The following is a 14167-nucleotide window of genomic DNA, read 5'->3' as shown; positions in this document are numbered from 1 at the left end:
GTTGCATTGGTCGCTGGTTGCGCAGGTTCGGCGCGACAGAGCAATATGCAGGCACCAGAGAATTATTTCTCGATGGCGTTGCCTGGAATGGGGGCGAATCCGCAAATGTCCCCGGTTGATCCTATCGATGCGCATCTGCGCAGTTTGCAAGTACCGCCGCCAACAGTGATTCGCAAGGCGCTGTTGGCACAACATCAGCGCTGGGCAGGAACGCCATACCGGATTGGCGGCACCTCAGAGAGAGGCATTGACTGTTCGGCCCTGGTGCGCAATATTTATCGTGACACCTTCAATTTAGAGCTTCCGCGCTCCACCCGTGGTCAAGTACACGAGGGACGCCCGATCGACCGCCAAGAGCTGCAGGCGGGCGATCTGGTGTTCTTCCAGCCGCCGGGTCGCTATAACCATGTGGGCATCTACGTGGGCAATGGCTATTTTCTCCACGCTTCGACCTCGAAAGGGGTGATTATTTCCAGCTTGGATAACAGTTACTGGCAGCGTTACTACTGGCAGTCTCGGCGGGCGCTGGATCCAACGCATCTAGCCCAATTGGGCGGCAGTGTTTTCCAGTAGCCTTCATTAATCTAGGAATGGCATGATTGAAGCCAAATCGCGCGCCTGGTGGCGCGCCACCTTGGCGCTTTGCCTCGGCTCATTTCTTGTTTTTATTAATCTCTATGCACCGCAGCCGCTGCTGCCAGGGTTAAAGGAGACTTATCAGGTCTCAACCTTAGGTGTCAGCCTGCTGATGTCGGTGTCGACCCTCTCCTTAGCCATTGCGCTGCTGGTCTTCGGTCCACTCTCTGATGCGATTGGTCGTGAAGGCATTATGCGCATCACCCTGCTGTTAGCGGGCGGCTGCTCCATTGCCTTGGCATTTGCCCCCACGTTTGAAAGCTTGCTGCTGCTACGCCTGGTGCAGGGCTTTCTGCTGGGAGGACTGCCAGCAGTGGCGATCGCCTGGATGGGCGATGAGTTTGAGAAGCCTGCGCTATTAAGTGCTGTAGGGCTCTATATTGGTGCCAACTCCCTCGGTGGTATTAGCGGGCGTATTGTCGGCGGCGGCGCTGCTGAAATAGGTGGCCCCACTGCGGCATTCCTAGCGGTAGGCCTTATGACGCTTGTCGGCTGTGCGGTGTTTTGGCGCCTGTTGCCCAATAGCCGTGCTTTTACTCCCCAGCGCTTCGAGCTGCGCAAAGCAGTAAGCGATTTAGTCAGTCATTTGCGCAACCCGGTGTTGCTCGCCGCCTACTGTTTGGGGGGCATCAACTTCCTGATTTTTATTAACCAGTACAGCTATATCACCTTTCGGTTGGCCGCCGCGCCTTACCTGCTGGCCGCTAGCGGCTTGGGGCTGATTTTTTTGACCTATCTCGGCGGTACCTTCGGTTCGATGATCTCTGGGCGATTGGCTGGGCGCTTTTCGCCTGCGGCCTGCATGATGCTGGGGGTCGTCATTTTAATGCTGGGCACGGCGATCACCTTGGCGGATTCGCTGGTGCTGATTATCATCGGCTTAACCGTCAATGCCTTCGGCTTTTTCCTGGCCCATTCGTTGGCGTCTAGCTGGGTAGGGCGTTATGCCCAGGGGGCTCGGGGCAGCGCCTCGGCGCTCTATCTGGTGTTTTACTATGTGGGCGCCAGTTTGGGTGGCTTCTGGCTGGAGCCGTTCTGGCAATGGGCCGGGTGGGCAGGGGTGAGTATTGGCTCGTGGCTACTGCTGAGTATCACGCTGATCATTGCTTTCGGTCTATGGCGCTTTGAGCGTCGCCAGTCAGTTAGCTAATTTCAACCTTCCCTGGCATCAGTTATCGTTTTGTCTATTAATTGACCCGCGCTTAAGTTTAAGCGCTGCGGGCAGAGGCGTTCCAGCAGCGCGCTGTCGTGGCTAATCACGAGGACGCCAAGCTGGCGTTTCTCGGCCTCCTGTTTTAACGCCTGCCAAAGCTCTACCTGGGTGATCGGGTCGAGCATGGTGGAGATCTCATCGGCGACCAGGAAACGTACTTCTGGCGCGAGCGCTCGCAGCACGCATATGCGCTGTAACTCTCCCCCCGATAACGACTGCGGAAAGCGCGATAGCCATTTTGTCTGCACACCAAACGCTTGGCACTGGGCGTCAGAAGGTGCCCAGGCTTCACGTAATATGTTGCCTACCCGCCAGCGGGGGTTAACCGCCAGCTCTGGCGATTGTGGCAGCCACTGCACGGGCTGCACGCCGCTGTTAGGTAGCGCCGCGCCATCCAGTGTGATCGCACCCGACTGGGGCGCTAAATAGCCGGCCAGCAGTTTACCCAGCGTTGATTTACCTGCCCCAGAGTCGCCGCTTAGCCCTAGCCACTGACCAGCTTTCAGCGTGAGTGAAACGTCCCGCAGCAGTGGGGCGCTGTTGGCAAACTGAAAGCCAAGTTGGCGCGCTTCAAGCAACGTCTGCCTCCTGTTGCAGCGGTGGTGCCTGGCTTGTCGCGCTGGTCGAAAAGTGATTGTCCGGCAGCGCCAACCATAGTGCCTGTGAATAGTCATGGGCCAGCGAGTCGCCGGTACCTTGAAAAGCATGGGCGGGCGCGGTTTCAACCCGCTTGCCGTCACGCATAATGGTCACGCGGTCAGCAATCGGTAGGGCGTGGCGTAGGTCGTGGGTAATTAACATCACGCTTTTGCCCTGGTCGGCCAGCTCCCGCAGCGCCGCCAACACTCGCTGGCGCTGGTGCGGGTCAAGGCCCACGGTAGGCTCATCGGCAATCACCAGCTGGGCCTGACTCACGTGGGCCATGGCCGTCAACACGCGTCGGGCCATACCACCGGAAAGCTCGTGGGCGTAGGCCTGCTGTGCGTGGGCGTCTAGCTGGTAATGATTTAGGGCTTGCTGAGCAGAGTGCCAAGCATTCGCCGGGGCATGACCTGCGCGCTGGGCCGCCCAGGCCACTTGGCGCTGGGTGCGCACCAGCGGGTCCAGGGCGCTCAGCGACTGGGGGATCAGTGCTAGTTCACGGCCGCGAAGCTGGCGTTGGCGTTGTTCATCAAGCGGCTTTCCTTGATAGCAAAGCTGCCCGTTCAAACGCGCAGGGGTTGGCAGTAACCCCATCACTGCGTAGGCCAACAGGCTTTTGCCAGCACCGGATGCGCCCACCACCGCATGTACTTCGCCTGCCGAGAACTGCAACGAGAGTTCATCCAGGCAGGTGGCCCAGCGACGTTTCCACCATGAGGCATGCCCATGGGCATAATAAGGCAGCTGTAGCGTTAAACGCTCAATGGTTAACATATCTATGGTTCCTCGCTATAGCGCTCGACGCAGGTGAGTGGCAAGGCGCTCGAAGCCCAGCACCATCACTAACAACCCCAAGCCTGGAAATACCCCTAGCCACCAATAGCCAACGCTTAGGTAACGCATGGCATCCGCCAGCAGTACGCCAATGGCCGGTTGGCTGGGGCTTAGGCCAAAGCCCAGAAAGGTTAACGCGGCTTCGTGAAGAATCGCGTGAGGGAACAGCAGCAGCGCGCCGACCAAACAGTGAGGGAGCAAATGGGGGAGCAAGTGGCCATGGAGCACAAACCAGCGCGACTTGCCCAGCGCACGAGAGATGCGCACATAGGGTGCCTGGCGCAGTTGCAACAGCTCGGCGCGCAGCACCCGGGCCAAACTCGGCCAGTGGGTGACGGCCACGGCAATAATCACCGCCTGGGTGCCGCCGCCCAGGGCAAAGGCGATCAACATCAATAAAATCAGGTGGGGCACACTGAGTAGCGTATCAATCAGCAGGCTAATTAGCGCATCCAGCCGCGCTGATAGCGTGGCCAGTGCCGCCAGGCTCAGTGCCATCAGCGTGCTCAGTAGTGCCGCCAGACAGCCCACCCAAAAGCTGAGTGCTAGCCCGGCCAGGGTTCTTGCCCAAAGTTCCCGGCCTAGCGCGTCGGTACCTAACCAGTGGTCAAGGCTGGGCGGCGCCAAGCGGGCGTCAAACTGCATCTGCTGAGCTGAATCTCCCAGCAGCCACTGGCTGGCGACCAGTCCCGTCACCAGCAGAACGGTGACGCCCAGACTGAAAGCGGCACGCAGGCGCGGTTGAGCATCGCGGCTTGTTAGAGCGAGTCTCATATGCCGGCCTGCTTAATGCGAGGGTCGATAACGCCATAGAGCGTATCGGCGATCATATTGCCGACGCTGACAAACAGCGCGGTAAAGAGGGCAATGCCTAGCAGCAGGGGAACGTCACTGCGCAGTCCCGCTGCCACCGTGGCCTGACCTAAACCCGGGTAGGCAAATACCTGCTCAATCAGGATAGAGCCGCCGAATAGCTCGCCCAGTGAAGCAAACGCCAGCGTCATCGCCGGTAGGCTGGCATGACGCAGGCCGTGTCGCCAGGCCACATCAATTCGGCTGGCACCCTGGGCGAAAGCATGAGTGGCCACCTCTGAGCGCATTAGCTCAAGCATGCGAGCGCGGGTGTGAAGAGTGACATTGGCAATGCCCAGCAGTGCCAGGGTAGCGATCGGCAGTATCAGATGGTGAAGGCGCGTAGCGAGAGTGACATCTTGGTTTAAGGTGCCCGTTGGGCCAGCGCAGCAAGTGGGTGTCCAGCCTAGCGTTACTGAAAATAGCAGCACGGCAAGTATCGCTAGCCAGAAGGCGGGCGTGGAGGCGGTAATGTAGGCGTAGGTGCTAATGATTTTATCCAGCGTTGAGCCCTCTTTGGCTCCGGCTATAACGCCAAGGCTAAATCCCAGTAGCGCCGAGAGTAGCCAAGCGCCGCTCAGCAGCACAATGGAGCGCTGAAAGCGCTGGCCAATGACCTCGCTAACCGGCTGGTTATACACATGGCTCCAGCCCAAATCACCGCTCGCTAATTGGCGTAGCCAGTGGCCAAACTGGACAGCAGGCGACTCATCAAACCCCCAGCGCTGGGCAATTAATTCGCGTTGCTCAGGGCTAACCTGGGCCATCTGCGGGCCTAGGTAGGCATCGGTTGGGTCGATAGGCGAGGCCATCATCAGCCCAAACGAAACCACTGCCACACACAGCAGCACCAGGATTAGGCGTGACAGCCGCGTCGCGATACGCGCTATTACTCGCACGTCCAGCGCCACTCAAGCAGGTTAGCGGTAATCGGCCAGCCGTGGCCGTGGGGCGCCACGCCCAGCTCGCCAACGTCTAAGCAAGTGGTGGCAAAATAGACGTGCTCCAGGTTGACCAGCCAGGCCCAGCTACTGTCGCCGCGCAGACCATAGCCAGTCGTGCCATCCCACTGCGCTGCTTGCCAGTACTGGTTGGCTTGTTCGATGCTGTGAGCCGCCTGGGCGTCGTCAAGGTGGGCGTCCACCTCTGGGTTGGCATAAAAGCCGCTATTATAGAAACCGTTGCCCGCATACTGACTGTGGAAGAGGTAGTAAACCTCTTGCGGGCTGTGGCTGCCAAACCCGAACATAATGGCGTCCTGGTGCAGCGCCTCGCGCTGGATTTCGTCCCAGTGGCGGCCTGTGGGCTGCATTTCAATACCCAGTGGGCGTACCATCTCGGCACTTACCTCCGCGAGCAACTGTCGGGTGGTATCGCTGGCAGGGTAGGTGAGTCTAAAGCGCGCGGGCAGGCCATCTTTGTAGCGCAGGCCATCTTCACCAAGTTCCCAACCAGCGCTTTCAAGTAGTTCTTTTGCCTGAGTTAAGTCGGGTGCAACGACGTTCTCTTCTGGGTCGCTCCAGGGCAGGCCGTCGGCTGGGCCAAACGCTGGGCGGCCAAAACCGTGCAGCGCTACCTCCACCAAGGTTTCACGGTCGACCGCAAGATTGATGGCTTGGCGGATGGCAATATCTGCAGCCACATCGTTGCCAATCGGTGCGCCAGAGGCGGCATGCTCGCCATTGGCAGGCTGCATGGGGAACAGTATGCCGCGGTTATCGACGCTCTCCATGATGACCCGCTGCATGTGTGCCGGCACATTGGCCGCCAGCGCTGGCGGAACCGAGGCGATATCCAACTGGCCTGCATGGGCGGCGCTGAGGGTGGCGTCTTCACCGGTAAACAGAAACACCAGCCGTTCAAAGACGGGTGTAGGGCCGTAGAAGTAGGGATTACGTTTCACAATCAACTGTTCGCCTTCCTGCCACTCGACCAGTTGATAGGGGCCGGAACCCAGAGGTTGGCGACCGTAATGTTCGCTATAGCCGTTGTCACGCTCGGCGTTTGGCACTATACCCAGCGTCATGAGCTGGTCAACAAAGGTGATGTGTGGGGCGCGTAGGTGAAGCGTGACGGTATGCGCATCCACGGCTTGGGCTTGATCAAGGGCGCTTAGGTCGGCACGCCCGCCCGCCTTGGCCGCTGCGTTGAAGGTATAGGCCACATCTTCAGCGGTCAGCGGCGTGCCGTCGGCAAAGCGGGCATCGTCACGCAGGGTGAGTGTCCACGTTAGACGATCTTCAGAAAGTGACCACTGGGTAGCCAGTTCAGGCTGTGGCGTAAGGTCTCTGCCCCGAGAGAGTAGCGTCGACTGAAACAGCGGATTGCCGTACTGGCCCCAGCCCAGTAGCGGGTCGAAGCCCTGCTCGGGTTCGCCTCCAACGGCTAGCACCAACTGCTCTTTCGCCTGCACGGCGCTTGCGGCCACTAAACAACCGAGCGTAATACCCAGTAAGATAGGCCGAGGTACTCCAGGCATCGCTTTATCCTTGCTGATATTAGTATGATCTTTTATCAATAACATCATACTAGCGGCATGGGCGACACATGAAAAGTGAATCAATTGAGGGGACGTGAATGCAGCGTGTAACGGTTACGCTTGATGAGGAGCTGCTGGCAGAGGTGGATGCGCTAATGCGTGAGCGCGGCTATCAGAATCGCTCCGAGGCGATTCGCGACCTGACCCGCAGTGGTTTAAAGCAGGTGAGGGAGGAGGCCGCACCGGACTCGCCCTGCATGGGCGCACTGGTCTATGTCTATGATCATGCCGCCCGTGAGCTGTCCAAGCGCTTAACGCGCCACTCCCACGACCATCATGACCTGACGCTGTCGACCCTGCATGTGCATATTAACCACGACAGTTGCCTGGAAGTGGCGCTGCTCAAAGGCCAGGGGCGGGCGCTCAAACAGTTTGCCGCCGAAGTCACATCGTCACGAAGCGTGCGCCATGGTCAGCTAGTGCTGATACCCGATGAATAGGCAGTTTTGTCGTCAGACATAAAAAAAGGGTGACCCGGCGGGGTCACCCTTTTAGAACAAAAGCGCGAGAGCAATTAGTGCTCAACGCCGCCTTCGCCGTGCACGTGGCCGTGCTCAACTTCTTCAGCGCTGGCTTCGCGTACTTCAGCGATCTCAACATCAAAGTTGAGCTGCTGGCCTGCCAGCGGGTGGTTGCCATCGACAACAACCGTATCGCCTTCGACTTTCTTGACGGTAACCATCAGCGGGCCGCCTTGGGTCTGGGCTTGGAACTGCATGCCCGGCTCAATGCTTTCAACGCCTTGGAACGCATCGCGCGGTACTTCTTGCATTAGCTGCTCTTGCAGCTCGCCGTAACCTTCTTCAGGCGATACGGCAACGTTCAGTTTTTCACCCGCAGCACGACCTTCCAGCTCTTTCTCAAGGCCCGGAATGATATTACCGGCGCCATGGAGGTAGGTAAGCGGCTCACGGCCTTCGGAACTGTCTAGCACTTCACCTGCATCGTTGGTCAGAGTGTAGTGAAACGCGACAACCGAGTTTTGCGCAATTTGCATGGAATAACCTTTCGGTGAGTGCATGTCCCAATATGGTAACGCGTGTGGGCTGGCTTGTCAGGGGGTAGCGGCGCTTTTTCCTACTCAACACTTTCGGCGGTATTGCGCACCAGGGTGACCAGGGATACCCTACGACCATCACTTTTTCCTTTGCCCTATCACTTTTGGAGCATGCAATGACGATCTTAATTATTTGGCTTGTCGCATTTTGCCTGATTGCTTACTTTGTGCATCAGCGCTGGAATAGCGGCGTGAGCGAGGGATTAGATAAGTTGTTGCCCGGTTTTTTGAAAAGCCATGGCGATAACCGTTATCTATGGGTGATTACGCTGGCAGTATTGGGCGCGACCACGTTAGTGAAGCCGGTTGATATGCTGCTGGTCGTTATTTTGTTGGGCCTCATTGGCTGGGCAGTTATGGCGCTGGTTAACTGGGCGGGCAGCAAAGCTCACTGATTTCGTCGACAGCAATAAAGTCGGCGGCAATAAAATAGTCATAAAAAAGCCCGACCATCTACCATGATGGTCGGGCTTTTTCGTGGCGATTAAACGCTATTCATAAACGCTGCTTACATTAATAAGGTGCAACGCTCACGCTAGCACCACTACCAATCAGGCGAACACGCTGACCGGCTTGGAATTGTTGGTCTGCGCGCTGAACGACAACGATGTCAGAGCCGTCGTCACGACGAATTTCCATTTCCAGCGCATTGACGCGGTTAGTCGCATCTTCAGCGGCGGTGCCTGCCACCGCACCGCCGAGTGCGCCAGCAACCGTTGCCAATTGACGACCTGAGCCGCCGCCGACTTGGTTGCCCAAAAGGCCGCCAATGATCGCGCCACCACCACTGCCTAAAAGGCCGCCTGCACGGCTTTCTGCTTGAATCTGTACCGGACGAACCGCCACGATCGTGCCATAAGTGACACTTTGGCTCGTTTTGGCCTGATTACCGCTATAGACATTGCCAGAGTAGCCGGATGTGTTGGCGCAGCCAGCCAGGGTGAGAATGCTGAGTGCGGCAACGGGTAAAAGAAGACGTTTCATTAAAACCTCCAGGGTGTCTATTTTGATAACTGTCGCCCACATGGCTGTCATTAAGATGACGGTTTGAGGAGCAATTACAGTTATAGAACAGTGTTCGTTAAAGATAGCTGATGCCACCGCTTTTGACCAGTGATCGTTTAAAAAGATCACAACTGGTAGCGCAGTCGCTAACAAATAGCCTACTCCAGAGTGTAACAGCGTATTAAGAAAACAGTGTGCAAATACCGCTAGACAAGCAAAACAGGAGGCCCGTAAGGCCTCCTGTTGCAGGGTTTGCTTGGCGAGTTAAGGCAGTTTAAAACCCGCTAATCAGCCAAACTGGTTCATCGTGTTGTCTTTGCCACCGGCTTTGAGCGCGGCATCGCCGTGGAAGAACTCTTTGTGGTCATCACCGATATTGGAGCCCGCCATATCCTGGTGGCGAACCGTGGCGATCCCCTGGCGAATTTCCTGGCGCTGGACGCCTTTCACGTAAGCCAGCATGCCTTCGTCGCCGAAGTAGCCTTTCGCCAGATTGTCGGTGGACAGGGCGGCGGTGTGGTAAGTCGGCAGGGTGATCAAGTGGTGGAAGATCCCCGCTTCGCGAGATGAGTCGCGCTGGAAGTTGCGCGTCCACTCATCGGCCAACTGACCAAGCTCTGTGTCGTCGTACTCGGCGCTCATCAGCTTGTCACGCTGGTAAGCCGATACATCTTTACCCTCTTCCTGCCAGGCATCGAACACCTGCTGGCGGAAGTTCAGCGTCCAGTTAAACGACGGTGAGTTATTGTAGACCAGCTTGGCATCCGGCACGACTTCACGAATCCGGTTAACCATGCTGGCGATCTGGCCTACGTGGGGCTTCTCAGTTTCGATCCATAGCAGGTCGGCGCCGTTTTGCAGGCTGGTGATGCAGTCAAGAATGACGCGATCTTCACCGGTGCCCGCCTTGAATTGGTAGAGGCCCGACGCGAGACGCTTGGGCTTAACCAGCTTGCCGTTCTGCTTGATAACTACGTCGCCGTTGTTGATGTCGGCGGCATTTTCGATTACATCGCCGTCCAGGAAGCTGTTGTACTGATCACCTAGATCTCCTGGTTGATTGGTGACGGCAATTTTCTGCGTCAAACCAGCGCCGAGGGAGTCGGTGCGCGCCACGATAACGCCATCTTCAATGCCGAGTTCCAGGAAGGCATAACGCACGGCGTTAATCTTGGCCAGAAAGTCCTCATGGGGCACGGTGACTTTACCGTCCTGGTGGCCGCACTGTTTTTCGTCAGAGACCTGGTTTTCCAGCTGGATACAGCAGGCGCCCGCTTGAATAAACTTCTTGGCGAGCAGATAGGTGGCTTCTGCGTTACCAAAGCCTGCGTCGATATCAGCAATAATCGGTACAACATGGGTCTCGTAATTATCGATTTTGCTGATCAACTCCTGCTCTTTGCCGCTATCGCCGGCCTCTTTAGCCTCATCCAGGGCGCGGAACAGGTGGTTAAGTTCCCAGGCATCGGCTTGCTTTAGGAAGGTGTAGAGCTCTTCGATCAGGTCCGCGACGGAGGTTTTCTCGTGCATTGACTGGTCGGGGAGCGGACCGAACTCGGAGCGCAGCGCGGCCACCATCCAGCCAGACAGGTAGAGGTAGCTACGTTTGGTGGTGCCAAAGTGCTTTTTGATCGAGATAAGCTTCTGCTGACCAATAAAGCCGTGCCAGCAGCCTAGTGACTGGGTGTACTGTGCGGTGTCAGCATCGTAAGCGGCCATGTCTTCACGCATGACTTTGGCGGTATAGCGAGCAATGTCCAGGCCGGTGTGAAAGCGGTTTTGAGCACGCATGCGGGCGGCGTATTCAGGTTTGATGGCTTCCCATTTGCCGCCTTGTGCTTCGCGGAGCTGGGCCATGGCTTTGATATCGTCGAGCAGTCCTGTCATGAGCTTACCCTCTTTGGTCTTGATGTTGTTTCGCAAATCAGCGCTTGCTTATGCTGCACCTGCGAAGTTGTGTTCAGCATCATTGAATTTCGCGTTACTGTCTTTAAGCCAATCGTCTCTAAGTCAATCGTCTCTAAGTCAATCGTCTCTAAGCCCATTGTCTTGGGTGCTAGAGACATCTGATACAGCGTTGCGGGCTTGAAGCCTTAACCACATCGCCATAACGCTGCAATGCAATAACTATCCACGAGGATGGCGCATTCAACAATTGACACTTGGGGGCACAGTGGGTTGTAACCCGACTACAGCGGGGTAATACAGCGGTGGGTTTGTGTAGTGGTTTTTCGTCAGAAGGGCATAAAAAAGCACTGCCGGAGCAGTGCTAGAGATCAAACAAGAGGATCTATTACGCGAGTGAAAGCGTCATTTCTCGATGGGGAATACCTGCATCGAGAAACTCCTCGCCGTGGGCAACAAAGCCTAGCCGCTGATAAAACGCCAACGCGTGAACCTGGGCGCTCAGGACGACTTGAGTGTGTCCCGCATGGCGGGCCGCTTCAATGGCGGCCTGCATCAGCAGCACGCCGATGCCGGTGCCGCGGGCATCACTAAGTACTGCAACACGGCCAATATGCGCATCGGGCAGCAGCCGTGCGGTGCCTACCGGCTGCCCGTCGAGCAGAGCCAGAAAGTGTTGGCACTCAGGGTCCAGGCCATCCCACTCCACTTCCTGAGGCACGTTCTGCTCGTCAACAAACACTCTACGCCGGATCTCGCTGGCCGCAGGGCCAAGCGTTTCCCAGTCGCCGGTACTAATGTGGGTAATCGCCATTAATACGCCTCGTCGTCACCTTCATCGCTCATAAAACCGAGGCTGCCGGTATTGACCAGTTGTGTGACTAACGCAGCAGCACCGTCAAGCTCAAGGTCGTCGGCGTAGAGCGGGGTAGTGTCGGCAAGGCGTTTAGCCAACTCAGCAGAGCTTGCGTGGCCGTCGCCATCAACAAATAGCGTGGTGCCGCTGGCGTCGCTACGCCAGGCAAAGCGTGAGCCCGGCATATGATAAAGCGGTTCGCCGTCTTGTAGCTGAGCAACAAGCGCCGCCTCGGTCATCGGTGTTTCAAGCGGTACCACTTGATCGACATATTTTGGCTGGGTCATCACCCGGCCAAACCACTGGGCAACTTGGGTAGGGTTATCCAGTGTCGACATAATCAGCTGACGCATCCGCTCCACCGCAGCGTCATCCAGTTCACCGGGCTGCTGAGCAGGCGCCATGCCTGCATCGCTGTAACGCTGAGAGGCTGGTAGCTGTTCGCCGAGGTAGTCCGCATAGGAGGTGATCGCCTCATCGGCGGAAGGTGCGCGAAAGCCCACCGAAATGGTCATGCAGTCATCGCTCTGGCTGACGCCGTGATGCGCCCAACCGGGAGGAAGATAGAGCATATCGCCGGGGTCAAGCACCCAGTCGGAGTCTGGCTCTACGCTGAATTCTTTCAGAATGCGGAGATCAATGCCTTGGATAATCGGCGCATCTTCGGTCAGTTTGCCACCCAGCTGCCAGCGGCGGTGGCCGCTGGCTTGGAGTAGGAAAACGTCGTACTGGTCGATATGCGCGCCCACATTGCCGCCAGGAGGAGCGTAGCTGATCATCACATCATCTAACCGCCAGCGGGGTAGGAAGTCAAACTCATCCATCAGTGCTGCTACCGCGGGCACATAGTGGTCAACCGCCTGCACCAGCAGACTCCAGTTATGTTCCGGCAACCGTTCGAAGGTGGCTTCATCGAAGGGGCCGTGAGAGACCTGCCAGGGGCCATCCGGGCCTTCCTCTTCGACCAAGCGTGCCTCTACGCCAGGTTCGCAGGCAAGGCCAGCCAGTTCATCAGCTTCAATGGGGCTAATGAAGTCGGGCATCGCGCCGCGAATCAGCAGCGGCTTTTGCTGCCAATAATTGGCCAGAAAGTCTGCGGCGGTAAGATCGCCCAGCAGGGTTAGCGGCTTATCGTGATGGCTCATGGCATACCCTAGCGTTAGTAAGTTGGCGTTAATATAAGGTGGCGTTATAGATGTCGTTATAAACAGTTTAATTGTTGCGTCAATGCTTCGGCCTGAGCCTGAGCATTACCAATATAGTTGGCCGGTGAGAGCGCCTTCAACTCGGTTTTGACCTCGCTGGGCAGTTCCAGCGTATCAATAAACGCCGCAAAGCCCGCTTGGTCAATACGTTTGCCACGGGTCAGTTGCTTAAGTTTTTCGTAGGGCTTTTCGATGCCGTAGCGGCGCATCACCGTTTGAATCGGCTCAGCGAGCACTTCCCAGCTGTTATCCAGGTCGGCGTCTAAACGCTCGGGATTGGCTTCCAGCTTGCTGACGCCTTTCAGGCTAGCGTGGTAAGCAATTAAACCGTAGGCCAAGCCCACACCCAGATTGCGCAGTACGGTAGAGTCGGTGAGGTCGCGCTGCCAGCGCGAGATGGGTAGTTTCTGGGCGAGGTGGCTAAGTACCGCATTGGCCAGGCCCAGGTTGCCCTCGGAGTTTTCAAAGTCGATCGGGTTGACTTTGTGCGGCATGGTCGATGAGCCAATTTCGCCCTCTACCGTACGCTGCTTGAAGTAACCCAATGAAATATAGCCCCATACGTCGCGATCGAAGTCGATCAAGATCGTATTGAAGCGGCAGATAGCATCGAACAGTTCGGCGATATAGTCGTGGGGCTCGATCTGGGTGGTGTAAGGGTTGAACGTTAGCCCTAGGCCTTCCACAAAGGTACGTGCGTTGGCTTCCCAATCGATCTCTGGGTAGGTGGTCAGGTGGGCGTTATAATTGCCCACGGCGCCGTTGATTTTGCCCAGCACTTCCACCGCTTCAATCTGCTTCAACTGGCGCTTAAGGCGGTAGGCCACATTGGCCATCTCTTTGCCCAGTGTGGTAGGTGTCGCCGTTTGGCCATGGGTACGAGAGAGCATCGGCTGGGCGGCGTGGGCGATGGCCAGTTTGGCGATTTCGTCGGCCACTTCGTGCATGGTGGGTAGCATGGCGTTTAGGCCATCGCTGAGCATCACGCCGTAAGAGAGGTTGTTGATATCTTCACTGGTGCAGGCAAAGTGAATAAACTCAGTGACCGCATGCAGCTCGGCTTGATCGGCAATTTTCTCTTTGAGGAAATACTCCACCGCTTTGACGTCGTGATTGGTCGTGCGCTCGATCTCTTTGATGCGCTCGGCATCGCTGATCGAAAACTCACGAATCAGCTGCTCAAGAAAGGCGGTCGCTTCAGCCGAGAGGGGCGGCACTTCGGTAATTTTCGTGTGCTCGGCCAAGCGCTGAAGCCAGCGAACTTCCACAATCACACGGGCGCGAATCAGGCCGAATTCACTGAAGTGTTCGCGCAGGGCAGCGGCTTTAGAAGCGTAGCGGCCGTCAACGGGGGAGAGGGCGGTCAAAGCGGAGAGTTGCATGGCATGGTTTCCAGATGGTTCGAGAACAGAATAGTCGATTG

Annotated in this window: 15 protein-coding genes; 4 read left to right on the top strand and 11 right to left on the bottom strand. The window is 57.0% G+C overall.

Annotated elements, in window-relative coordinates:
• Positions 1-45 precede the first annotated feature (45 nt).
• Positions 46-573 carry a C40 family peptidase gene (locus tag ACT3UM_RS15500; protein ID WP_498900232.1) on the top strand — a complete coding sequence of 176 codons (528 nt, stop codon included), beginning with the start codon at positions 46-48 and terminating at the stop codon, positions 571-573.
• A 22-nt stretch (positions 574-595) separates the two neighbouring features.
• Positions 596-1786: an MFS transporter gene (locus ACT3UM_RS15495; protein WP_498900230.1), complete on the top strand. Its 1191-nt coding sequence runs from the start codon at positions 596-598 to the stop codon at positions 1784-1786.
• A 2-nt stretch (positions 1787-1788) separates the two neighbouring features.
• On the opposite strand, the gene ACT3UM_RS15490 is transcribed toward ACT3UM_RS15495, so the two are convergent.
• From ACT3UM_RS15490 to ACT3UM_RS15470, 5 genes are read right to left on the bottom strand one after another with little or no spacing between them, the layout of a single operon-like run.
• Positions 1789-2427: an ABC transporter ATP-binding protein gene (locus ACT3UM_RS15490; protein ID WP_498900228.1), complete on the bottom strand. Its 639-nt coding sequence runs from the start codon at positions 2425-2427 to the stop codon at positions 1789-1791.
• Complete coding sequence (locus ACT3UM_RS15485) at positions 2420-3265, bottom strand: ATP-binding cassette domain-containing protein (protein WP_498900226.1); 846 nt, start codon at positions 3263-3265, stop codon at positions 2420-2422. Before ACT3UM_RS15485 ends, ACT3UM_RS15490 begins: the two co-directional genes overlap by 8 nt.
• Before the next feature lie 15 nt (positions 3266-3280).
• Positions 3281-4099, bottom strand: coding sequence for an ABC transporter permease (locus ACT3UM_RS15480; RefSeq protein ID WP_498900224.1), 819 nt, complete (start codon positions 4097-4099; stop codon positions 3281-3283).
• Positions 4096-5076, bottom strand: coding sequence for an ABC transporter permease (locus ACT3UM_RS15475; protein WP_498900222.1), 981 nt, complete (start codon positions 5074-5076; stop codon positions 4096-4098). The genes ACT3UM_RS15480 and ACT3UM_RS15475 overlap by 4 nt, the downstream gene beginning before the upstream one ends.
• On the bottom strand, positions 5067-6656 hold the full coding sequence (locus ACT3UM_RS15470; protein WP_498900220.1) for an ABC transporter substrate-binding protein: 1590 nt from the start codon (positions 6654-6656) through the stop codon (positions 5067-5069). The genes ACT3UM_RS15475 and ACT3UM_RS15470 overlap by 10 nt, the downstream gene beginning before the upstream one ends.
• A 98-nt stretch (positions 6657-6754) precedes the next feature.
• On the opposite strand from ACT3UM_RS15470, the gene nikR reads away from it, so the two are divergent.
• Positions 6755-7156: a nickel-responsive transcriptional regulator NikR gene (nikR, locus tag ACT3UM_RS15465; RefSeq protein ID WP_498900217.1), complete on the top strand. Its 402-nt coding sequence runs from the start codon at positions 6755-6757 to the stop codon at positions 7154-7156.
• Positions 7157-7230: 74 nt separating this feature from the next.
• On the opposite strand, the gene ACT3UM_RS15460 is transcribed toward nikR, so the two are convergent.
• On the bottom strand, positions 7231-7713 hold the full coding sequence (locus tag ACT3UM_RS15460) for an FKBP-type peptidyl-prolyl cis-trans isomerase (RefSeq protein WP_022520436.1): 483 nt from the start codon (positions 7711-7713) through the stop codon (positions 7231-7233).
• A 176-nt stretch (positions 7714-7889) separates the two neighbouring features.
• Between ACT3UM_RS15460 and ACT3UM_RS15455 the strand changes: the two genes are divergently transcribed.
• The gene (locus ACT3UM_RS15455) at positions 7890-8168 is read left to right on the top strand and encodes a hypothetical protein (protein ID WP_498900215.1); all 279 of its coding nucleotides are present in this window, start codon (positions 7890-7892) and stop codon (positions 8166-8168) included.
• Between the two features lie 118 nt (positions 8169-8286).
• Here the strand turns inward: ACT3UM_RS15455 and ACT3UM_RS15450 are convergent, their stop codons facing one another.
• The 5 genes from ACT3UM_RS15450 to purB form a co-directional block, all read right to left on the bottom strand.
• Complete coding sequence (locus ACT3UM_RS15450; RefSeq protein ID WP_498900213.1) at positions 8287-8757, bottom strand: outer membrane lipoprotein; 471 nt, start codon at positions 8755-8757, stop codon at positions 8287-8289.
• 309 nt (positions 8758-9066) lie between these two features.
• Positions 9067-10665 (bottom strand): isocitrate lyase, encoded by a 1599-nt coding sequence (locus tag ACT3UM_RS15445; protein WP_498900211.1) that lies wholly within the window; start codon positions 10663-10665, stop codon positions 9067-9069.
• Positions 10666-11071: 406 nt separating this feature from the next.
• On the bottom strand, positions 11072-11497 hold the full coding sequence (locus tag ACT3UM_RS15440; protein ID WP_498900209.1) for a GNAT family N-acetyltransferase: 426 nt from the start codon (positions 11495-11497) through the stop codon (positions 11072-11074).
• Positions 11497-12684 carry a JmjC domain-containing protein gene (locus ACT3UM_RS15435; protein WP_498900207.1) on the bottom strand — a complete coding sequence of 396 codons (1188 nt, stop codon included), beginning with the start codon at positions 12682-12684 and terminating at the stop codon, positions 11497-11499. Before ACT3UM_RS15435 ends, ACT3UM_RS15440 begins: the two co-directional genes overlap by 1 nt.
• Before the next feature lie 56 nt (positions 12685-12740).
• Positions 12741-14126: an adenylosuccinate lyase gene (purB, locus tag ACT3UM_RS15430; RefSeq protein WP_498900205.1), complete on the bottom strand. Its 1386-nt coding sequence runs from the start codon at positions 14124-14126 to the stop codon at positions 12741-12743.
• Between the last annotated feature and the right edge of the window lie 41 nt (positions 14127-14167).

It is taken from the genome of Halomonas sp. AOP13-D3-9 (assembly GCF_052379125.1).
Taxonomy (GTDB): Bacteria; Pseudomonadota; Gammaproteobacteria; order Pseudomonadales; family Halomonadaceae; genus Vreelandella.
This window is presented reverse-complemented; position numbering and strand designations above follow the sequence as displayed.

Coding starts and splice junctions, on each gene's coding strand:
- ACT3UM_RS15500 (WP_498900232.1), top strand. CDS start 46: ATGCAGGCACCAGAGAATTATTTCTCGATGGCGTTGCCTGGAATGGGG.
- ACT3UM_RS15495 (WP_498900230.1), top strand. CDS start 596: ATGATTGAAGCCAAATCGCGCGCCTGGTGGCGCGCCACCTTGGCGCTT.
- ACT3UM_RS15485 (WP_498900226.1), bottom strand. CDS start 3,265: ATGTTAACCATTGAGCGTTTAACGCTACAGCTGCCTTATTATGCCCAT.
- ACT3UM_RS15480 (WP_498900224.1), bottom strand. CDS start 4,099: ATGAGACTCGCTCTAACAAGCCGCGATGCTCAACCGCGCCTGCGTGCC.
- ACT3UM_RS15470 (WP_498900220.1), bottom strand. CDS start 6,656: ATGCCTGGAGTACCTCGGCCTATCTTACTGGGTATTACGCTCGGTTGT.
- nikR (WP_498900217.1), top strand. CDS start 6,755: ATGCAGCGTGTAACGGTTACGCTTGATGAGGAGCTGCTGGCAGAGGTG.
- ACT3UM_RS15460 (WP_022520436.1), bottom strand. CDS start 7,713: ATGCAAATTGCGCAAAACTCGGTTGTCGCGTTTCACTACACTCTGACC.
- ACT3UM_RS15455 (WP_498900215.1), top strand. CDS start 7,890: ATGACGATCTTAATTATTTGGCTTGTCGCATTTTGCCTGATTGCTTAC.
- ACT3UM_RS15450 (WP_498900213.1), bottom strand. CDS start 8,757: ATGAAACGTCTTCTTTTACCCGTTGCCGCACTCAGCATTCTCACCCTG.
- ACT3UM_RS15445 (WP_498900211.1), bottom strand. CDS start 10,665: ATGACAGGACTGCTCGACGATATCAAAGCCATGGCCCAGCTCCGCGAA.
- ACT3UM_RS15440 (WP_498900209.1), bottom strand. CDS start 11,497: ATGGCGATTACCCACATTAGTACCGGCGACTGGGAAACGCTTGGCCCT.
- ACT3UM_RS15435 (WP_498900207.1), bottom strand. CDS start 12,684: ATGAGCCATCACGATAAGCCGCTAACCCTGCTGGGCGATCTTACCGCC.
- purB (WP_498900205.1), bottom strand. CDS start 14,126: ATGCAACTCTCCGCTTTGACCGCCCTCTCCCCCGTTGACGGCCGCTAC.